This is a genomic window from Gardnerella vaginalis, from assembly GCF_001546485.1.
In the GTDB taxonomy this organism is placed as follows: domain Bacteria; phylum Actinomycetota; class Actinomycetes; order Actinomycetales; family Bifidobacteriaceae; genus Bifidobacterium; species Bifidobacterium vaginale_D.
Genome location: NZ_KQ956830.1, coordinates 1 through 21,028 on the forward strand (window position 1 = coordinate 1; position 21,028 = coordinate 21,028).

16 protein-coding genes and 1 tRNA gene are annotated in these 21,028 nt (G+C 42.6%); 1 reads left to right on the forward strand and 16 read right to left on the reverse strand.

Annotated elements, in window-relative coordinates; genetic code table 11:
- The 14 genes from HMPREF3208_RS00305 to tgt all read right to left on the reverse strand — a co-directional run.
- A partial coding sequence (locus HMPREF3208_RS00305) for an alpha-amylase family glycosyl hydrolase (RefSeq protein ID WP_269146674.1) occupies window positions 1-513 on the reverse strand: 513 nt, incomplete at its 3' end.
- A 95-nt stretch (window positions 514-608) separates the two neighbouring features.
- Window positions 609-920: a hypothetical protein gene (locus HMPREF3208_RS00310; protein ID WP_032814035.1), complete on the reverse strand. Its 312-nt coding sequence runs from the start codon at window positions 918-920 to the stop codon at window positions 609-611.
- 364 nt (window positions 921-1,284) lie between these two features.
- On the reverse strand, window positions 1,285-4,038 hold the full coding sequence (locus HMPREF3208_RS00315; protein ID WP_016637645.1) for an SGNH/GDSL hydrolase family protein: 2,754 nt from the start codon (window positions 4,036-4,038) through the stop codon (window positions 1,285-1,287).
- A gap of 463 nt (window positions 4,039-4,501) precedes the next feature.
- The gene (locus HMPREF3208_RS00320) at window positions 4,502-5,470 is read right to left on the reverse strand and encodes a ketopantoate reductase family protein (RefSeq protein ID WP_016637642.1); all 969 of its coding nucleotides are present in this window, start codon (window positions 5,468-5,470) and stop codon (window positions 4,502-4,504) included.
- Between the two features lie 243 nt (window positions 5,471-5,713).
- Complete coding sequence (locus tag HMPREF3208_RS00325) at window positions 5,714-6,760, reverse strand: ribokinase (protein WP_081091142.1); 1,047 nt, start codon at window positions 6,758-6,760, stop codon at window positions 5,714-5,716.
- A 45-nt stretch (window positions 6,761-6,805) separates the two neighbouring features.
- The gene (gene rbsD, locus HMPREF3208_RS00330; RefSeq protein ID WP_016637640.1) at window positions 6,806-7,201 is read right to left on the reverse strand and encodes a D-ribose pyranase; all 396 of its coding nucleotides are present in this window, start codon (window positions 7,199-7,201) and stop codon (window positions 6,806-6,808) included.
- 318 nt (window positions 7,202-7,519) lie between these two features.
- Entirely contained in the window at window positions 7,520-8,458 is a 939-nt protein-coding gene (locus tag HMPREF3208_RS00335; protein WP_419185089.1) for a D-ribose ABC transporter substrate-binding protein, read from the reverse strand.
- A gap of 274 nt (window positions 8,459-8,732) precedes the next feature.
- On the reverse strand, window positions 8,733-9,734 hold the full coding sequence (locus HMPREF3208_RS00340) for an ABC transporter permease (RefSeq protein WP_016637637.1): 1,002 nt from the start codon (window positions 9,732-9,734) through the stop codon (window positions 8,733-8,735).
- A gap of 172 nt (window positions 9,735-9,906) precedes the next feature.
- Complete coding sequence (locus HMPREF3208_RS00345; protein WP_016637636.1) at window positions 9,907-11,400, reverse strand: sugar ABC transporter ATP-binding protein; 1,494 nt, start codon at window positions 11,398-11,400, stop codon at window positions 9,907-9,909.
- A 215-nt stretch (window positions 11,401-11,615) separates the two neighbouring features.
- Window positions 11,616-12,626 carry a LacI family DNA-binding transcriptional regulator gene (locus tag HMPREF3208_RS00350; RefSeq protein WP_016637635.1) on the reverse strand — a complete coding sequence of 337 codons (1,011 nt, stop codon included), beginning with the start codon at window positions 12,624-12,626 and terminating at the stop codon, window positions 11,616-11,618.
- 392 nt (window positions 12,627-13,018) lie between these two features.
- Window positions 13,019-13,483 carry a nucleoside deaminase gene (locus HMPREF3208_RS00355; RefSeq protein WP_064346677.1) on the reverse strand — a complete coding sequence of 155 codons (465 nt, stop codon included), beginning with the start codon at window positions 13,481-13,483 and terminating at the stop codon, window positions 13,019-13,021.
- 64 nt (window positions 13,484-13,547) lie between these two features.
- On the reverse strand, window positions 13,548-14,318 hold the full coding sequence (locus HMPREF3208_RS00360; RefSeq protein ID WP_064346680.1) for an alpha/beta hydrolase: 771 nt from the start codon (window positions 14,316-14,318) through the stop codon (window positions 13,548-13,550).
- Between the two features lie 154 nt (window positions 14,319-14,472).
- Window positions 14,473-14,555: transfer RNA gene (locus HMPREF3208_RS00365), tRNA-Leu, on the reverse strand.
- A gap of 119 nt (window positions 14,556-14,674) precedes the next feature.
- Window positions 14,675-15,976 (reverse strand): tRNA guanosine(34) transglycosylase Tgt, encoded by a 1,302-nt coding sequence (gene tgt, locus HMPREF3208_RS00370; RefSeq protein WP_064346682.1) that lies wholly within the window; start codon window positions 15,974-15,976, stop codon window positions 14,675-14,677.
- Between the two features lie 255 nt (window positions 15,977-16,231).
- Between tgt and HMPREF3208_RS00375 the strand changes: the two genes are divergently transcribed.
- Window positions 16,232-17,932, forward strand: a complete 1,701-nt coding sequence (locus HMPREF3208_RS00375) for a S1C family serine protease (protein WP_064346684.1) — start codon at window positions 16,232-16,234, stop codon at window positions 17,930-17,932.
- 299 nt (window positions 17,933-18,231) lie between these two features.
- On the opposite strand, the gene HMPREF3208_RS00380 is transcribed toward HMPREF3208_RS00375, so the two are convergent.
- Complete coding sequence (locus tag HMPREF3208_RS00380; protein ID WP_050567746.1) at window positions 18,232-19,926, reverse strand: ABC transporter ATP-binding protein; 1,695 nt, start codon at window positions 19,924-19,926, stop codon at window positions 18,232-18,234.
- Between the two features lie 108 nt (window positions 19,927-20,034).
- Window positions 20,035-21,024, reverse strand: coding sequence for a 23S rRNA (guanosine(2251)-2'-O)-methyltransferase RlmB (rlmB, locus tag HMPREF3208_RS00385; RefSeq protein ID WP_032814043.1), 990 nt, complete (start codon window positions 21,022-21,024; stop codon window positions 20,035-20,037).
- Between the last annotated feature and the right edge of the window lie 4 nt (window positions 21,025-21,028).

Here is a 21,028-nt window from a genome sequence, read left to right on the forward strand (position 1 = left end):
AGAACCGCCGAAATACGAACCCCACTTATTCGGCTCCGCACCCGGCTCACCAGGAACGCACCCTTCGCGCGCAGGCCTCCACCAATACCAATCAGCGTAATCACTAGAAGCATCCCTAGAAGCCTGGAACCAAGCGTGCTCGTCGGAAGTGTGATTTACTACTAAATCCATCACGACTTTAAGCCCGCGCTCGTGAGCACCAGCCAGCAGTTCGTCCATATCTTCCAAAGTTCCAAAAAGTGGATCAATATCTTGATAATCGGAAATATCGTAACCGTTATCGTCTTGCGGAGACTTGTAAACAGGGCTGAGCCAAAGCACGTCAACGCCTAAATCAGCCAAATAGTCGAGGCGCGAAGTGATTCCCTTCAAATCGCCGATTCCATCGCCGTTCGTGTCCTGAAAGCTTCGCGGATAAATCTGGTACACTACTGCATTCGCCCACCAAGGGTTTGGCGTAGCGCCGTTTGTGCGCACGGATTCTGGCAAGTTTGCTCTGTCAAAAGTAGTCATTTAATCCCCATTAATTATTTTTATAATCTATTTTTTATTATCTATAATTTATTATTCCATATTTCAGCTATCTTTGGATTATTAGACGTCTCTTTTCACGGACCATTGAGGTAATCCATCATATCGGAAGCAGTATGTGATTCATGAGTAAATTCGTGATTTTGAACCTGTTTACGAGCTTCCTCGTTTTTATTTTCAATGGCTTCTTTAATATACTTTTGAAGTTGTTCCTCAAGTGATTGGTAATGCTCAAAATCTTCGCGATTAATAATGAAGTACATTGGTTGATTGTTTTTTAAAACCGTCACTGGCATTCCAGCACTCACTTTTGCAAAAGCCTGCGCAGATTTACCATTACCAAAAGCGCTAATAGGAACCATAGTACTTATTGGAGCGACTGTAGACATGAGAATTACCTTAACTTTTCTACAGACAATCCATGCGCATACTTAATACATGTATATTTACTATACTTTTTACAAGCATATATAAAAGTTATCATACTGGTAAATATTATAGTTAAAGGCTACAAAAAGCGGCTCGCAGTAAAAAACCGCGAGCCACTACTCCGTCTCATTCATTGCACATTTTGCAAATCATTAAATCCTCTCATACAAAAGCACTTTCACAGAAAGCTTATTGTTACAACAATAAACAATCTGCGAAAGTGCTTGTATGAAGGCTCGCTACCGTTGTATGTTTAAGTTTTTATGCTTAAAACTTGAGAGGCAACTACCTTCGTGTACTACTTAGCTGCACTACACAATGGTATTATTCGCGCTTTTTTACGTAAGAACGCAGCAAAGTTGCAGCCAGTAGTAGAAGCACAGCAGCGGAAGCAATCAAACTTACAGAAGATCCTGTGTTTGTGAGTTCTTTTGCACGCTTCACTTTTTCATGCTTTACTTTAGCTTCATTTTTATTTTCAGCAGTATCGGCAGCACTGTTGTCAGCATTCTTTTCATCCTGAGACTGCTGCGTAGAGTTCTGCTGATCGTGTTGCGTAAAGCTTGAACTACCGGTGTTAATATCATGATGATGTTTGTCTGGTTCTGGCTGTGCGCCGTGCTCGCCAGCTACAACTGTAATAGTTGCAGAAACTGAAATCTTGCCAGATGTTGCAGTTACTTTATGCTTACCTGGGGCAAGCGTGCTAGGAATAGCTAGCTCATCTACAACAATCATTCCTTCAGGCACCTTGTAATCCTGAATCTTTTTGTCGTCAATAGATAATTGCACTTGATCACCTTTTGCAAAAAGACCCGTAGCGAATTTGACTTTTTCACCTGGCTTTACTGTGTCTTTAGCGAGTTTAATATCTTGCTGACCAGCTGCTGGTTTGCCGTCAACCATATTTATGCCAAATAGCTTTTCAAAGCCTGGTGTTGGGTCACATTCATCGCCAATACCATCACCATCAGTATCTGTTTGCGTTGGGTTAGCAACCGTCGGGCAGTTGTCGTGAGCATCATCAACAGTGTCACCATCTTTCGTGATATCAACATGCGTTGAACCGAGAGCGCTTACCCCCTTGCTATCAGTAACACGGACTACCACATTACCGCTGTAAACATCGTTAAACAGATGTTCTATTGTAGGTACGGTAGTTGTGGCATCATACTTACCATCATCGTTGAAATCCCACTCATACTTGGCAATTTTTCCTTGCATAGCGTAGGAACCAGAAGCGTTTAACTTCAAAGTAGTGCCAGTCTTAGCAACGTACGGACCGTACAGCCAACCAAATGGTTTCTTAGCAGACGTATGCAAAGCTCCTGAAATAGCCTTCACAATCTCTGCTTCATCCTTTGCTTTGTAGATTGCACCACCAGTATCTTTGGAAATCTTTTCAAAAATTCCGCCGTCATCAGTAAGCTCATCTGAATCTATGCCATAAATTTCAACAGGATCAATATCTTTGGACATTTTAATAATTTTTTGTGCTGTTAAGCCACTTACTGGTTCAGGATCCTCTGCAGGCTCATCACCGAATACAAGAGCAATCTTTTTAACACCATCTCGCCACTTTAACTTCAAAGCCTCTTTAATGCCACTGTATACAGATTCATTCTTGGGACCTGTACCTTCATCAGCGTTCACATCAGCCAATTTAAAAGCTATAGCAATTGGATTGTCAGTAAAATCTTGATTAACCTTCGCAGTAAAACTACTACCGTGATCCCTGTAGGTTATTAGTGCAAAACGTACATCGGAAGAATACGTTTTTATATCAGTAAGGAGTTTATTAATATTTTGCTTCACTACAGCAATATCATCCCACATTGATCCAGTAGCATCTACTACGAACGCAATGTCAATCGGATTTCCTTTGTATACAGTTCTAGCAATTTTTGACAAGTCGAGACTGTTCACAAGGTTTTCTGCCATTTTTTGGTGACCTGTAATGTTAGGATGATACCATTCCATCATAGTTTTCGATTTATATGACACTACGTCAGAATTACCCTTTTGAACGCCCGCTGTTTCTAGGAACCAATTAATCCAACGCTTTGGATTATTCTTTATGCCTTTAGCTTGTTCAGTTTTACGATTCAATGGATCTTCTCTACCAACGGATTCACGCTGTAGGACTCCCAGAACGTCTCTCCATGTCAATCCTAGCGGATTGGGGATCGGCTCATGCTGAGTATCACCTTCATCAAACGAAGCTATATTATTCACAAATGATACTTTAAGAGAAGATCCTTGAGCATTCCATTGTCTAACGAGTTCTTCCTGTAAATCAGCAGCCTTGATACCTAAAAGACGTACCTTCTTGGCGGCATTATCAGGACCAGATAATTTTCGATAGTTGAATTTATTACTTAACAGAGGGTACCCCATAAGAACAGCATGTGCTGTGCGACCATTAGCAATGCGATTTTGTATAGCGCTTAATAAATCCCATGTATCGCTAATTACTTTTTTAAGCTTTGACGTAGCATTATTGATTCTTGCCGTACATTGATTATAACTATTTCCATGCTCATGATTATTCTCACGCTTATAATCTTCATAAGAATAAGAAGAGACTACGATACAATCCATAATAATGTTACCGAAATCTACATCATTACCGCCGGCAGTAAAAGCAACCAAATCAGTATCTTCAGGAAGCGATTGGACTTGTTTCTTGATGTCATCGATAACAGCGCCGCTCTCAGCAAAATTCTTATAAATTACATGAAAACCTCTATCGTTCATAAGATTAGCTGCAACTTGGCCATAATTATATGGGCTTCTTAACGAAGGACCCTCATAATTTCCAAGATAATTTGGATTCCCAATAGTGCCATTACCAGCAGTATAAGAATCACCAATTACGTAAAATTTCAAAGCATTTTGAATACCTGGGTCGTTCTTATCATGTTCCTTATACATATCATGAGTAATATTATCGTGTGTTCTACTAACCTCAGAAACATGAACTTCAGCGTGTGCCGCTGGAATAGATACTGCAAGCCCCATAGCTGCGCTTACAACGCAAACTAGAAGAGCATACAGTACTCTCGTAATTTTCTTCATTTTTACTCTTTCTCTCACTTTGAGGCATTAACCACAATGTTGAAAATAGCTACTTTGAATCAAAATATTCAAAGAATAAACAGCACTGATTTTCCTTATACAAAACCAATACTGACTTAAATTTATCACCTCTTACTCAATAAAATCAATATAGAAGTACCATGCAATATGCTTTCCTATCTTTGTATCTTTTGATTCATAACTACTTGTCAGCATCACCGTTTCATTGCGCACTAACCAATAATCCGCATCAGCTACCAGCGCCACTGTTTATCAATGTGAAAAATAGCGCAAATAACATAATAAAAAAGCGACTCGCTGCAACTATGCAACGAGCCGCCACCTTCTTCTTTACTCTGGCAAAGAGTGTAATAATATACCCGATTCAGCTACCTCAATCAGCTACCTCAATCAGCTCCTGACTTCAGCCAGCCAAATCAGCTCTTTACATCAATGCTCTCAATCACTGCTGATGATGCAGCTTGAACGCAAGCTCAGCTAAGTGCACGCCGTGAGTCAAGAACTCGTGAGTGCGGCACACGTAATCGTTTTCGCGACCAAGCTTTGCAATATATCCGTTGATGTAATCAACTTCTGTCTTTCGTCCACGACTCATATCTTGGTACATAGAAGGATAGTGCAAAGGATTTGCCACACGACTTACGTAATCGATAGCTTCCAGCTCCTGCTGACGCGTATTAACCATACGAATTCCGGCGCGATCGCACACGTCGTATGCTTCGTTAATAAGCTGTCGAGCCATGTCCATTGCACCAGGGTACGAAATAAACTGACCCATTTGAATCTGGTACATAGTGCATAAGGTGTTAACTACAGAGTTGAAAACGACTTTAGCCATGCAAGTACCCTTAAAATCTTCCGTAATAGTAGGATTCAAGCCTGCAGCTTTAAAGTCATCTCGCATAGCAAGCTCAACATCGCTCACCTGCTCGTTCAACGCACACATGTTCATGGTGCCAACGCCAACTTTACCAATAAAATCAACGTCGCCCGGACCGTTCAAAACGGTTGCAATCATGGCAGTTCCGCCATAAATATGGTCATCCGGGAAATATTGCTGCAACTTTTCAAAATGACCCCAACCATTCATAGCAGCAAACACAACCTGATGCTCTTTAAACAAATGCTTGCAACGTTCCAACATCTCCGCAAGCTGCATTTGCTTCATAAACACAATCCACACATCTGGATCGCCGTCATAATCTTCAGGCGTATACATATTAATCGGCACTAAATGGCGGTTTTCATGGTCTCGACTCACCATCACACCGCCTTGTTCGCGAACCTTGTTCACATTCTCATCCCAGGCGTCAATGAAATCAACATGAATGCCAGCCGTTTCCTGCAACAAAACGCCATAGCGATATCCCATAGCTCCCGAACCGATCATTGCATATTTCATGCCACTCATAGTGACACCTCCTTTTAGGTAAAAATGTGCTTAGGCGAAATTCGTGCATACATGGAAATTCGTCGAAGCGACTGCAAATATAGTAAAAAGCAGTAAGGCTGATTGTAGTGACTAAAATCAGCCAACTGCTTTTTGGTTTTTACAGCATATTACACAGTTTTTAGAGAATGTCAAAATTTTTCATATTGGCAAGGTGCAATCATCAACTGACTATGCGCACCATTCACACATACATCACATCACCTATGCATGAAAAAATTGACGAATCTGCGCAACAGTACCGTAAGAAGCTTGCGCTCCAAATCCAGTAGCAGCATATGCAGATACATAAGAAGCCAACGAAGCTGCATCAACCAGTCGCATATCTGCAGACAAACATGCGAGCACAGTACCCATAAAAGCATCGCCACAACCAGTGGTATCAACAGCATCAACACGCTGAGGCATAATTCGATGCACCGAATTATCACCATAATCCAACACTACAGACCCCTTTGAGCCAAGTGTGACTATCGCTTCATTAAAGCCAAACTCATGCATTGCATGAAGTGCATGCCGCCAATCAAACGAATCCCAATCACCATTATCAGGTTCTGAAATATGCAACAACTGCGCCATTTCATGTTCATTAACCAGTAATATATCCGCAGCGCATATAAGCTCTTGCGGTAATGTATCCGAAAAAGGAGAATCGTTAAGCAAAACTTTTACGCCATGCTCATGCGCTAAGCGAGCGCACATCGTAACCGATTCCAATGGACTTTCTAAACAAAGTCCTAATACTTTTGCATGAGTAATGGCAGCTTGCACGGATGGCGACTGAATATAATCAACATCAACTTGCGAGTTAGATCCAGGCGCGTAAACAATAGTATTTTCGCCACTTTGCGCATCTACTGTAATAACGGTTGCACCACTATTGCAATTTGCTACATGACGCACATACGTCGTATCAACACCAGATTCATGTAAAGCGTTAATAAGAAAATCAGCGTTAGCGTCATCGCCTACAGCACCAAACATACATACATGCGCACCAAGTTTGGCAGCAGATACTGCTTGATTGCCTGATTTACCTCCAGGTAATATGCGTATTTCGTTACCGTTAATAGTTTCACCAGGAAGAGGAAGACGATGAGCAACAATCGTATAATCCGCATTCATGGAACCAACTATTGCGATAGTAGGCTGATTGATATTCTGCTGTGCAAGCAATGTTTCATGTAGCACACCAGCCTCAGTAGACTGAACGGACCTAATTTTTTCTAAACTCTCCAACGAGTCGAGCATATGATAACGACACATAATTCTCCTAAATATTGTGCAAAACAACGCTTAGAATGGGACACCACAACGCAACAACACGTTAGAATATGGCGTAGTTTCACCTGTGCGAATCACGAATTTAGCTTGTGAAACAAGAGCTTTAAAACCTTGTTCGCCATCGTGTGGCACATAAGTCAGCGGCACTCCGAGTAGATCTTTAACCCACGTTTCTGGAGTATCACCGCAAGCTTCTTTCGCCATAATGCCAGACTCAAGAACAAGATCATTGTTGATTGCTGCAAGCACATCAGGAAATCGCGGTATTCCAAAAACCAAAGCTAAATCAATAACTTCTACGCCAGATGGAACGGGCAAACCACAGTCAGAAATAACAAATTGATCCTTATGCCTCAATCTAGCAATAGCAGCTGCTAATTGTGCGTTCAAAATACCATGAGTTAACATAATTCACCTCATATCGTGGCTCATAAAAGTGAGATCAACGATGATTATCACCCTTCATAACAAGTGAGACGCCACGAACATATACGATAAAAATCTTATAAGAAAGCAATGGCGTTGAGAACGCTAAAATCACGCAACTTTCGTAGCTTTTACTGTTGCGAATCTTTCACAACTGTTATGAGATTCTTTCATAAAATCATCATGAACGATCTCAACGCCATATAATATATAATTTTGTATGAATTGTATTGATTGATACCATTCATTGATATAAACTTTGCTGTTTATATACACCTTACATAGTTACACAAATATGCACTACTCGAAATCACCTACATTCTTTGCTGTTACTGTTTTCACAGTGATTGGCTCAGTCTTTGGAACACTTTGCCCCTTAATAGCTTTTACAGCAGCAGCAACAGCAGAACGACCAAGTTCTTTTGGCTGCTGAGCAATAGTGCCAGCCATTGCGCCAGATTTAATAGCTTTCATACCGTCAGCAGTGCCATCAAAACCAACTACCTTAACTTCTTTACCAGCTTTAGCACCTAACGCTTGAATTGCACCTAATGCCATCTCATCATTTTCAGCATAAATGCCGGTTGCATTCGGGTGCGATTGCAACAAATTAGTAGCTACATTTAATGCTTCAGCACGGTCAAAGTTAGCAGTCTGTTCTGCTACAACTTTGATATTTGAATATTTCTTAATACGATCTTTGAATCCTTTGCCACGATCGCGAGTAGAAGCTGCGCCAGGAATACCTTGCAAAATCAAAACTTCGCCCTTCTCTCCCATGCTTTTAGCAAGCGCATCAGCAGCCTGAGCACCACCAGCAACATTATCGGAAGCAATATGCGAAGTAACTTTTTCACCAGTTACAGAACGATCAACAGAAATCACAGGCATATTTGCGCTTAACAGTGGAGCAACTGCAGGGCCTGCAGCATCGGAATCTACAGGGTTAATAATAACAGCCTTTGCACCTTGAGACTGAGCATTCTGCGCTTGATCCTGCTGCTTTGCGGAATCATTCTGAGCATCGGAAACTTGCAAATCAACACCAAGTTTCTTTGCTTCTGCCTGGGCACCATCACGTAAATCTACAAAGAACGGGTTGTTCAGCGTAGAAACAAGCAATGCGACTTTATCACTGGCATTAGCACTACCACATGCACTCATGCTGACAATAAGTGCAGACGCTGCAGCAACTGCGCAGGCAAGCTTCATGCCACGACGCATAATTGGATAATTCATCATATCTCCTTTGATTCTTGCCCTATGTCGCCGCAGGTTTGAGCTCAATATATGCGCACTATTGCAGTGGCATAAGGCTGATGTTTCACCATCTCTTTACCTTATTGTTAAGTCGTTTTGAATTATAAAGTTCAGTTATAAAGTTCAGTTATATATTCAAATTTGCTTCAATTTTTGCTGGGGATATTGATTACTCACCACTTACGAATCAATATCGGCAAAATCCACCTCCTTCCCGCAAGAAGGTCAAGTTTATAGAAGTACTAACTTGCTGTCAGTGCGTATCTTCCTTACGACGCAAAGTATCAAGGCTTACAGCGAATGCAATAACCAAACCGATGACTACTTGCTGCCAGAAGGAGGACACATTCAAAATATTCAAGCCGTTACGAATTACAGCCAACAAAATTGCTCCTACGAAAGTTCCGGAAATCTTACCTTTGCCGCCAGAAAGTGAAGCACCACCGATAACAACGGAAGCAATCGCATCCATTTCGTAGCCAGTAGCTGCCTGAGGCTGAGCGGAATGTAAACGACCAGCAATAACTAAACCGGCAACAGCAGCAAAAATACCCGAAAGAACAAACACCATAATTTGTGTTTTATGGATATTGATGCCAGAAAGGCGCGAAGCTTCCATATTGCCGCCAACAGCGTACATAGAACGACCAGTAGTAGTGAAGTTCAATATTACTGCAGAAATAACGCCCATAATAATCATCATCACAATTGGCATTGGAATACCCAAAATGTTGGCGCCAAAGAAATTCACCATGCCGGATGTAGAAATAGGACGACCATCTGAAACGACAAGGGTAAGACCGCGTGCTACAGACATCATTGCTAATGTGGCAATAAACGATGGCAACTTAAGGAAAGCGTTAGCTACACCAGAAATAAGCCCAAAAAGTGCACCGGTTGCTATACCGACCACAACAGTCAACACCGGCGGCAAACCCATGGAAACACCTGTATACGCAACCAGCATGCTAGAAATTGCAGCCACAGCACCTACAGACAAATCAATACCAGCAGACACAATAACAAAGGTCTGACCGAATGCCAAAATAGCAACAGTCGCAGCCTGAATACCCACATTGAGAATATTCACACTTGTCAAAAATGCTGGCGTAGCGCACGCAAGCGCAGCACACAAAATAACCAAGCCAATAAGAGCACCATTGCGAGATGCAAACTTTTTCGCTGCAGGCAAAAATCCTTTATCAACCGCGCCGTAGCCTAAATGCTCAGATTTTGCACCACTCGTAGCAGCCATAACTCATACTCCTTTAACAAATTTTGCTACAATCCACTGCACTGCAGTGTGCAATAAATTGTTGTACGCAAGTTTCACGTTTAATTGGTAACTTTAATTTTTTAGCCTTTCAATATGTCTCATATTGTTCATTCCATATTGAAAGCAGTAAGGTTTTACAGTTTTTCTATGCTCAACTACCCGATGTATTAAGATGCGTCACTGCAAGTTCCATCACACTTTCTTGAGTAGCCTCACTTGCCGATAATTCACCGCTGATTCTGCCGTTTGACATCACCAATACGCGATCTGACATGCCAAGTACTTCAGGCAAATCCGAAGATGCCATCAATACTGCACCACCATTTTCTACGATATTGTTAATCAGCTCGTAAATCTCTACACGCGCACCAACATCAACGCCACGAGTAGGTTCATCTAGCAATAGCACTTTCACTTTTGCCATAGACCACTTGCCAAACACAATCTTTTGCTGATTACCACCAGAAAGAGAACCAGCTAGTTGATCAATATTTGCCATACGAATACGCAATTTCTTTGCAGTTTCTTCTTCTCGAGTACGTTGCCCCTTCAAATCTGCAAAGCCGGCGTGTGCTGTAGGAACTAATGTAGAAATTCCCAAATTTTCTGCAACGGATGCCTCAAGAATCAATCCTTGTACTCGACGATCTTCTGGGACTAAGCCAAGACCAGCTGCAATGCTTCCTGCAATATTCGCTTTTGCAATCGGCTTACCATCAACAGTTATTGTGCCTGAATCATAGCTATCTGCACCAAATATTGCACGAAGAACTTCAGTACGACCAGCACCTACCAAACCTGCAAGCCCCACAACTTCGCCAGCATGAACGCTAAAGGACACATTCTCTATGGCACCTTTTCGCGTTAAACCTTCTACTTTCAGCAACTCTTTGCCTTGGCTACGATGTCCGTGAGGGAATTGATTTGTAATATCACGACCTACCATGAGCTTTACAAGTTCCTTCTCAGGAACTTTCGCATCAACAGTATCGACATATTTACCATCTCGAAGCACAGTTACAACATCACCAACGCGCGCAATCTCATCCAAATGGTGAGAAATAAACACCATGCCAACATTCTTGGATTTTAAATCTTCCATAATGCTGAATAATTGTTCACATTCGCGCTTTGTTAAAGCTGCTGTTGGTTCGTCAAGAATAAGAATAGAGGCATGCTGCATAAGCGCTTTAGCAATTTCTACCATTTGTTGACGAGCTACGCCAAGTTCTCCCATTGGCTTATTAACGTCTTCATCTAAACCGATAACTTGCAACGCAGCTTTCGCACGAGTACGCATCGTCGCACGATCAATAAAACCAGCCTTAGTAGGAAGCATACCAAGGAACAAATTTTCCATAATAGAAAGTTCTGGCACCAAATTTAACTCTTGGTGAATCACAGCAATACCCAATTTGCGAGCAGCATCCACATTAGGAATTCGCACTGTTTCACCATTGATTTCAATATGGCCTTTATCTGGTTGATAAATACCGCTCATCATCTTAATAACCGTTGACTTGCCCGCACCATTTTCACCGAGGAGAACATGAACTTCACCTGGTTTTACTGTTACAGACACATTGTCAACTACCGTAGAATTACCGAATATTTTCGATACTCCTACTAGCGATAGTTCCGTCATGTCTTACCTCTTTCTTCGCTACAGCACCACTGCTTTGCGAAAATGCCATCAATTACGCTACATTACGTTTGTGCTTTGGTGAGACACGTGCAGCAACGTACACGCGAAAACGCAACAACAACGGTGCGCTCAAGCAATTGCCGCACATACTACAAAGTCACAGCACATGAATCAATTGAAAATAGTGTCAAGCTACAAAATAACAGCTTTACAAGCTACGCATTCCCTAGCGATTCACGCGGAATATACACAGTTTCTACTCGCTGCGATTGAACATCAGCATTATGTTCTAGCATATCCAAAAACAGTGCCGCACTGGTACGACCAATACGCTGGACTTGTTGCGAAATAGTAGAAATACGCGGCGTTGCTAAGCGGAATATTTCAACATCATCAAATGAGATAAGTGAAATATCACTGCCTATCACTAATCCTTCGCAAGCCATTACGTCCATCACTCGCAGCGCATCCGGCGAATAACCAACAATAAGCGCTTTTACGCCAACGTTCATCATGCGATGCAACACACTGGCACATGAGGATTGCTCAAATCCTGTAGATTCTACAAACACATGTTCTTCGCCAAATATTTCCGACGCCACCGTGCGGAATACTTGTTCGCGCTCTTGCAATGACGGCGAAGCAATAATTGGACCCGACACATAGCCAACTGAGCAAAAACCATGCTGCTTAACATCTAATAATGCGTCACGAATACCTTGCTCTGGATCCGAATCCACAACTGGCACATGCGCCAAACCATCAGTTTGAGGCTCCACGTGGCGATCCATAAACATAAGTGGAAGATGCTGCTCAAGCAACATTCCCATAGCATCAGTCTCCTCACCTTGAGGCACAATAATTGCACCATCAATGCGTTGAGAAAGAATACTCGTAATGAATGCATCTTGACGAGCTGCACTTTCAGAAGATGTTCCGATAAACGCACAATAACCAGCATCAAACAAGGAGTCTTGCACAGTATACGCTAGTTCAGCAAAATATGCATTGCGAATATCTGGCACAAGCAACCCAACTGTTTTAGTACGAGACGACCGCATCGCTTGGGCGCGAGAATCTGGTATATAACCTAATTCTGCAACCGCACGCTCAACTTTTGCCTTGGTGTTTGCCGATATACGACCCGTATTATTCAATGCGCGCGAAACAGTTGACACTGATATACCAGCACGTTGTGCAACATCGCGAATCGTAATGTACGACATGACACCTCCAGCTCATCTCTTAGGCTCAATTAGTATAGTTTTACACTGTTATTGGTATGTTTTGATTCTAGCTTGTATTCCATGTTTTGTACTACGTTTTTCCATATACTCCTCTCGTTGGAGAAAAGCACCTATGCAACTGTGCATAAGAGCCGCTATATAGTCTTATTCTCAATGAGCAGTTTCATCAGCGCTGACTAGAAGCTACAAACTGAGATAACGTTCCCACAATTGCCAGATTCCTCAACCAGCCCCGTGCGGTAACGTTACCGCAACTATAACATTTTGACACCCTGAACACAAGGGAAACACGCTAAAATTTACATTTTCCACACGATGTATGTATTCCACTATGAAATTACTTGCAAAGTTACCAACAATGCCACACTTTTCTAACGTTGACATACAAAAAAGTCACGCAGCACTTGCGCACACTCCTCTTCACACAGCGAACCAATAACCTCCGGGTGAGCGCCAACATGCGGATCTCGCAAAATATCCCACACAGATCCGCAAGCACCCAACTTGGCATCCCAAGCACCAAAAATGACGCGACGAAGTCTGGTTTGCAAAATCGCACCAGCACACATAGGGCAAGGCTCAAGCGTAACCACTAAAGTACAATCAGATAAATTCCAAGATTTACGCACCGATGCAGCATCTTTCATAGCAAGCACTTCAGCATGTGCCAAGGGGTCGGCGTCACGCTCGCGCAAGTTTGCGCCACGACCAATAATATTGCCACCGTTGTCGAGTACAACAGCACCAACTGGAACCTCTCCAACCTCAGCAGCTTCGCGCGCCAATAGCAGCGCTTCCTTCATTGCGCGAGTAATAACATCATCGTACTTGTTCATGAAATCAGTTCACCAAATCAGCTTTGGAATCAAATTCACCAAATCATTCCACAAACTTCAGCTACTAAAGAAGACCAGACGCAATATCGTGGGTCACAAACCATTTACGAATATCGCCAAGTTCCTCCATATGCACAGCATGATCAAGACCGCGATACCGCTTCTCCTCAAGCCACGTGTGTTCCTCAAGCCACGCAGACGCAGCAGAAAACTCATAAGGAGGAATTACATCGTCCGCTAAGCCGTAGCCAAAAAATACGGGAGTATTACGTTCTGCTAAATCATCATCGTGCAGCATAATTTCCGCAGCAGAAGCAGGAACGTTAGGAGCTAAGAACCCGGAAAGCGCAACGGATGCGCGATAACGGGCAGGATGTAGACGCAAAACATGGACCGCTAAAGCAGCACCTTGCGAAAATCCAAATGGCACAATATCACGATTCGCTGGAATGTTTTCACGCACCCACTCGTCTATTGCTGCTGCAGCAGCATACATATCATAATCCAAATCTTCACGCTGTGGCACAGCGTCATGGAACCAACTGTATGCACCTTCAGCAAGTTTAAGCGGAGCACGTAATGAAATAGCATCGTTATATGGCGCCACGATTCGCAATAAATCTAGTAAATCTTCTTCATTAGAACCCCAGCCATGCAACAACAGTAGCAACGGATGCGTTGGATGTGCAGCAGCATTCCCTTGTGAATATTGTGCCTGCGTTACTTTAAGTGGTTCACCAAAACGACCTGACACAACGTGAGATTCGCGACCGATATGCGGTTCGTAAGAATTACCTTCTACATTATTGCGATTTAGTTCATCGTTAGTGTTCATTGCATCACCGCCGCTTGTAACACATAAAATTTTGTAAATACTTAAGCATTTACAAAAATGCTCACACAAAACTTGCTTATATTTACATTATATTTGCACAAAAGGCCAGAATCGTAAGAAGCAAAACCCTTGCAATTCCAGCCTTTTTGACAAGTGCGAACGGCGGGACTTGAACCCGCACGAGCATACGCTCACTGCCACCTGAAGACAGCGCGTCTACCATTCCGCCACGTTCGCATACAAAGTGCAAGGCTATCATATTTACTATAAATTCGCAATATTCAGCCTAACGTTTTTCGTTTTTCAACAACTAACACTTTGTAGATTATGGTACTGTTGCGCTCTGCTATAAAAGCTCAGCCTTTGGAACCGTTTTCGTAATAATGCGCAAGAGTTTCATCACGAAACTCCTCAAAATACCCGCCGTCAAGAGAAGCTCGAATATCATCAAGTAATTTCACAAAGAAACGTTCATTATGAATCGTCGCAAGCGTAAAACCGTTCATTTCGCGAGCGCGCAACAAATGATCTACGTACATTCGAGAATAGTGTGTGCAAGTATAGCAATCACATCCTTCTTCAAGAGGACGCTGGTCGTGCTTAAATTCAGCGCGCTTTACATTGTAACGACCATGACGAGTAAAAATTGCGCCATTTCGACCGCAACGAGCTGGAGCCACACAATCGAAAGTATCTCCACCGTTTTCTACGCACGCAAAAATATCGTCAACTGCAGCAATACCAAGCACGTGACGAGGCCGATTTTCCGGCATAGCGTCGCAAATCCATGCACACGTATCTCCAATAATTCGCTTTTCAATAGCGCCACCAATGCCAACGCCATCAAAATCTAAAGAGGCGATCTGTTCGGCTGCATGTCTACGCAGATCCTCATAATTCGCGCCCTGCACAACGCCATACAAAGCTTGATACGGCTTGCCGACGCGCTCCTCAGTCAACCGCTGGTGCTCAACAACGCACCGCTTAGCCCACCGGAAAGTACGTTCCACAGATTCTTCTTGGTAACGACGAGTATTCATTAAAGTCGTAAGCTCGTCGAAAGCAAACATAATATCCGCACCAAGTTTGTGCTGAATTCCCATAGAAATTTCTGCACTAAAGCGGTGCTTGGCTCCGTTAAGAGGGGACTTAAAAGTTACGCCGTCCTCGTCAACAAAAGCCATACGCTCCTTACCGGCTGCAATAACATCATCAGATTTCATGCCAGTAATATCCATTGCAAGCGTTTTCTTAAAACCAGCACCCAAAGAAAGCACCTGAAAACCGCCCGAATCAGTAAAGGTTGGCCTATCCCAATTCATAAACTTTCCCAAACCGCCAGCTTCGTTAAGCACATCTGCACCCGGTCGCTCATACAAGTGGAACGCGTTTGAAAGCATGCATTGTGCACCTAAATCCTTCATAGTTTCAGGCAATACGGCCTTCATTGCAGCCTGAGTGGCAACTGGCACAAAAGCTGGAGTTTGAATATCGCCGTGAGGAGTGTGGATTACGCCCGTACGACCATAGCGAGCACCGTCACGCCCCTTGCCTTCAGCAGTGCTAGAAAGTCGCGTTTTAGTTGTAAACGAAAATTCTTTGCGGTCGCCCGGCTTTCCCGATTCGGCTCCGCGTGGATGTTCAAGAAGATTTGTCATAATCTTTACTTTATTAGGAGGTATGACGAGTAAAACAAAACTTACCTCTAATAAACTTACCTCTAATATTGAAATCTACTAAGACATATCCTCATAACCCACATTGCTGCACGTTTTCTCTACAAACAACTAGCTAATTCACAGTATTTATACAGCTCAGTATTCAGAAAATCGTAAGAGCAAACAGCTTAACTCTTACATAGATAACAGCATGGTTTATGATGGTGTGTTAAGAATCTTTTGTAAGGAGGATGAATGGCTGACGATATGTATGGTGCAAATCAGCAAGAATCCAATAAAATCACTGATAATACATACAACGCGCAAGAACAAGCACAGGCAGTTCAATCGGAACAGCCTACACAAGAAGTGCAAGCGTATAGCCCTGCTCCTGAATTTGGAGCATATGGTCCTATTAGCAATGAAAGCAGCGAAAATAATAACAATACGACTGGCTCGTTGAACGCAGCAAATAGTGCGCCGATAAATCAGAATAATCTCGGCAATATAAGCGATAACACTGCACCTACAACACATATTGAATTGCAGAATCCTTATGAGAACAATACTGATTCTTCTCAAGGCTTCGGCAATCCATACCAAACTAACGCGAATGCCAATTCTTACATCGGCGGCGGAATAAGCAATAGCACTAGTGGCAATAACTTTGAGAAAAATCACAGTACAAACCATGCAGTATCTCCTATTTTTGTCGCTATTGCCTCTGCCGCAGTTTCTGCAGTAGTATGCGTTGTTCTTATAGCGTTTGCAATTTCGCAAGGTCTTATTGCTCTACCACAAAGCGGATCCTTGGCAAGTGTTGGAACAAACACATCCGGTCCAGGTACTGCAACAGTAAAAGGCGGCCAAGCTCCAGATTGGCGTGGTGTCGCTCGCCAAGTTTCTGGTGCTGTCGTATCTATTCAAACTCGCACAGACAAAGGTATGGCAAAAGGTTCAGGCGCAATAATTGATGCTAAAGGTTATGTTGTAACAAATAACCATGTAATTTCAGGAGCTAAGCAAATTCAAGTCACGCTTTCTAATGGTCAAATGTATTCAGCTACACTAGTCGGTGCCGATAAAACAACTGACTTGGCTGTACTCAAGCTTGACAATGCTCCAAACAATTTGAAAACCGCAGGATTTGCCAACTCGGACGCATTAGCTGTGGGCGAACCAGTTATGGCCATTGGAAATCCTCTTGGATACGACGATACTGCTACTACAGGCATTGTTTCCGCATTAAACCGACCAGTATCAGTAATGGATGATCAAAGTCGTTCAGAAATTGTAACCAATGCTGTACAAATTGACGCTGCTATTAATCCAGGCAATTCTGGCGGACCAACATTTAATGCAGCAGGTCAAATTATTGGCATTAATTCTTCTATTGCTGCAACATCTGCTCAAGGCGGTACCGCTGGATCAATTGGTATCGGCTTCGCTATACCGGCAAATCTCGTGAAACGCGTAGTTTCTGAAATTATTAAAAATGGTTCCGTAAAACACGTAGCATTAGGAATCATGATTAAGAACGTAGCTGTTGAATCGAATGGCATCACTCGCGGAGGAGCTCAAATTGTTTCAGTCAATCAGGGTACACCTGGCGCTAAAGCTGGGTTAAAAGCCGGCGATACTATTGTGGCTTTTAACGACAAACCTGTGACTAACAACTATGCGCTGCTTGGCTATGTTCGAGCAACAGCATTCAAAAATAAGGCTACGCTCACAGTAGTGCGCGGTAACAGTACACTAAAATTGCCAGTAGTTTTTGATCAAGAAGAAGCTGCAGTCAATGGCATGAATCGTCAAGAAAAGCAGTCAAGAAAAGGGCAAAAACAGCGCCTGCGCAAACGTGGAAATGATTCAGATGACGATGATGATGATATGCAACAGCACGACGACGGCGATGGTGACGATGGCGGCATTTTTGATCCATTCGGCTTCTGGTAAATCGAAAATCAAAAAATAGCGCAGTTTGTAACTCAACAACTATAAACCGCTAAGACATAAACGCCCCGAAAGTAAGCTAGTGAAAACTTACAATCGGGGCGTTTGCTAATAAATACGTTTGCTAATAAATCATATTAACTATTTTTGCAATACGCTGAAACTATGACGTATACAGGCTTTGCAAAACTCGTATTAACTCAATATTTTGCACGTAATGCAATACACGCCGTAATTTTGAAGCCTGTAGAGCACCTGCAAATAACTTTCGTGCGAATCATCCGGAAATTGAATTACTGTAACTATTTAACATTACTTTTACGCTCATAAACAGTAACTGTGTTTTCAAAAGTTGTAGCTTTCCAAGATGCTTGAGTATGAGCAACAACATGCTGCCTATAATGATCAATATTGTAATCCAATGCAACAAAGTAGTACCACGGCTCATTCGATTCAGTAACGAAAAACTGTGGCTCCTTTTTTGCTTTACAAGTAGATAATTCGGCATAAATTTGATTATCTGTTGACTGCTCATTAGTAATAAATGAACTATTTTTATAACTACAGTCAATAAGATTCTTTGCAAAATAAGGATTCGCAGTGATAAGCTGCCAAGAATATTGGTGCACATCCTCAAATTCTGGAGAAATAACTTTACCAGATTTGTCAGTTTTTTCATCTTGATGCAGCCAAGAAGTTACGAAACGCTTATTTTCTGCATGATTTTGTCGAATAAATTGCGCAAGCGCACGCGATCCCGAATAATCAAATTTAATATCGTGCACGCAGGCAAACAGATTCCAAATCAAACTTGGTGCTAGCAAAATAATAATAAGGGCATAAATTAGGGTTCGCTTATTGACAAACTTATTGGTAAACTTAATTTTCTTTGAAAAATATTGGAGCAATCTACGAATAATTGTTGGAATATCTTCAAAATTAAGTTGACGCTGATCGATGCACATCCACAGTTGAGAAATAAAGAATGCGAATACGATTCCTGCATGATGCAAAGTAAAATATTGCGTTGCAATAATAGCAAAAGTCAAACAAGGAAGAATAAGAGATACCAACATTTTCCTACGTTTTGCAATACAAATAGCGAAAGCCCAAATCAGTATTGAAATAAGAACGCAAATAATAATTGGCACTATTCCCAAAGACATTCTTCGCAAGGAAACGTCTCCAGCGAATGCTGTAAACATGCTCTCCGATGGCATTATAAAAATAAAGGACAAAAATTGCAGCAACGGTGAATTGCCATCGAAAGTTTTGCGAGAACCAAATGCGTTAGCAGCAGGCCAAATACAAGCAATACTTGCAAAACCAACGAAAGCTAGCAAAATCCAGCCCAGCAAACGATTTATGTTAGAAAATACTGCACTAACAGCATGCCTCATTCCAGCTAGCTGTACTGTTCGCAGCACCCAAGCCAAAGCAAAACCTGCAGCAATCGCAATTCCGTAGGCACTTATAGCGCACATAAGTACAAGACTTAGCACGAGTTTCCAAGTGTTAGAAGGCTTAGAATCCGCTTCTTTCCAGTAGTATGCAGTCATGAACAAAGCAGCACACAGCAACGCATATGGGCGCGAAGTAACACCATATTGGAAGCAAAGGAAATAAGTGAATGGAAGTAGCACAATTACAAGACGATTGAAAGGAGAGCGAAATATCAACCATCCGCCTAGAAGAGCAGCGCACAAAAACTGCACACCTTTAAGACCAATTTCGTACGGAACCCCGGTTTTTGCAGGAATGGAAAGAAGAAGCGTCCACAACGGCGGATGCCCTTCGTAATGCGGACGAAGAGTTAACAAATCAGCAAACGAAGAATCACGCGCAATAAGCCAACTTTGTGCTTCGTCAAACCAAGGCTCATGGAATAACATGACAACAATAATCACAACAAGATATGCAATAAAAGTAAGTATGCGAGCATACTTTCGCAACCATATATTTTGCGAGGGTTGATCTGTAACAGTATTCTCATTCATAATTACCTTTATCTCATTCATTGTGTGCGGTTTCTGTTATTAATCATACAAAGAAAATCACGCCCGCACTTTAGCGAGCGTGATCTTAGCAAATTTAAAAAATTTATCCTACTGCAACGCAGCCAAACGACGAGCGTTAGCAACAGCATATAAACTGATTCCAGCTGCAACCGAAGCATTAAGTGACTCAACTGCGTTAGAGATTGGGATTCCAGCAATAGCATCACAAACTTCACGAGTTAGTCGGCTCATGCCCTTACCTTCGGAGCCAAGAACCACAACCAGCGGATCAGTTTCAAAACCAGTTTCACCAACGAGCTTATCGCCGCCACCGTCAAGACCAATCGCATACCAACCGCGCTCACGCAAACCCTGAATCGCCTTATTCAAATTCACAACTCGAGCCACTGGCAAGTGCGCTGCAGCCCCAGCTGAAACCTTCCACGCTGCTGCGGTTACGGAAGCACTTCTACGCTCCGGCAAAATCACACCGTTAGCTCCAAATGCTGCTGCAGAACGAATAACAGCACCAAGATTTTGCGGATCCGTCACACCATCCAAAGCAATAAACAACGGTCGGGCATTAATACGAGCTGCCAAAGAATCAGCGGCTTCCATTGCACGAGACTTCTTTTCTGCACGCTCAACCAATTCCTGCAAAGAGTAATACTGGTAAGGCTGCACTTTCAAAATAATGCCTTGATGGTTGCTAGAATGCGCGATACGATCCATTTCTAAGCGATCCGCTTCCAGCAAACGTAAACCTTGCATACCAGCGAGTTTTACAATTTCACGCGTACGATCGTCATGCTCAATACGATTAGCAACATATAATTGAGTGCTTGGTACACCAACTCGCAACGCCTCTAAAGCAGCATTGCGACCAATAACCAACTCATCGGAATCTACACCTAACTTGTCAACTCTACGTCTTGCAGCCAATCGCGGATCTGCAAAAGTACGTTTTATAGCTGCTTTTTTAGCGAAATATGCCTTGTGATATACGCGATCTTCAGCCTTTGGCGTAGGGCCTTTGCCGCGCAATGCATTGCGATGCTTTCCACCCGACCCCTTGGTCGGTCCTTTTTTCGTAGTCATACTT

Excerpts from the sequence above, each read along its gene's own strand:
- HMPREF3208_RS00325 (WP_081091142.1), bottom strand. The coding sequence starts at position 6,760 with ATGCTCGACTCGTTGGAGAGTTTAGAAAAAATTAGGTCCGTTCAGTCT.
- rbsD (WP_016637640.1), bottom strand. The coding sequence starts at position 7,201 with ATGTTAACTCATGGTATTTTGAACGCACAATTAGCAGCTGCTATTGCT.
- HMPREF3208_RS00350 (WP_016637635.1), bottom strand. The coding sequence starts at position 12,626 with ATGTCGTACATTACGATTCGCGATGTTGCACAACGTGCTGGTATATCA.
- HMPREF3208_RS00340 (WP_016637637.1), bottom strand. The coding sequence starts at position 9,734 with ATGGCTGCTACGAGTGGTGCAAAATCTGAGCATTTAGGCTACGGCGCG.
- tgt (WP_064346682.1), bottom strand. The coding sequence starts at position 15,976 with ATGACAAATCTTCTTGAACATCCACGCGGAGCCGAATCGGGAAAGCCG.
- HMPREF3208_RS00360 (WP_064346680.1), bottom strand. The coding sequence starts at position 14,318 with ATGAACACTAACGATGAACTAAATCGCAATAATGTAGAAGGTAATTCT.
- HMPREF3208_RS00355 (WP_064346677.1), bottom strand. The coding sequence starts at position 13,483 with ATGAACAAGTACGATGATGTTATTACTCGCGCAATGAAGGAAGCGCTG.
- HMPREF3208_RS00345 (WP_016637636.1), bottom strand. The coding sequence starts at position 11,400 with ATGACGGAACTATCGCTAGTAGGAGTATCGAAAATATTCGGTAATTCT.
- HMPREF3208_RS00375 (WP_064346684.1), top strand. The coding sequence starts at position 16,232 with ATGGCTGACGATATGTATGGTGCAAATCAGCAAGAATCCAATAAAATC.
- HMPREF3208_RS00310 (WP_032814035.1), bottom strand. The coding sequence starts at position 920 with ATGTCTACAGTCGCTCCAATAAGTACTATGGTTCCTATTAGCGCTTTT.
- HMPREF3208_RS00320 (WP_016637642.1), bottom strand. The coding sequence starts at position 5,470 with ATGAGTGGCATGAAATATGCAATGATCGGTTCGGGAGCTATGGGATAT.
- HMPREF3208_RS00315 (WP_016637645.1), bottom strand. The coding sequence starts at position 4,038 with ATGAAGAAAATTACGAGAGTACTGTATGCTCTTCTAGTTTGCGTTGTA.
- rlmB (WP_032814043.1), bottom strand. The coding sequence starts at position 21,024 with ATGACTACGAAAAAAGGACCGACCAAGGGGTCGGGTGGAAAGCATCGC.
- HMPREF3208_RS00380 (WP_050567746.1), bottom strand. The coding sequence starts at position 19,926 with ATGAATGAGAATACTGTTACAGATCAACCCTCGCAAAATATATGGTTG.
- HMPREF3208_RS00335 (WP_419185089.1), bottom strand. The coding sequence starts at position 8,458 with ATGAATTATCCAATTATGCGTCGTGGCATGAAGCTTGCCTGCGCAGTT.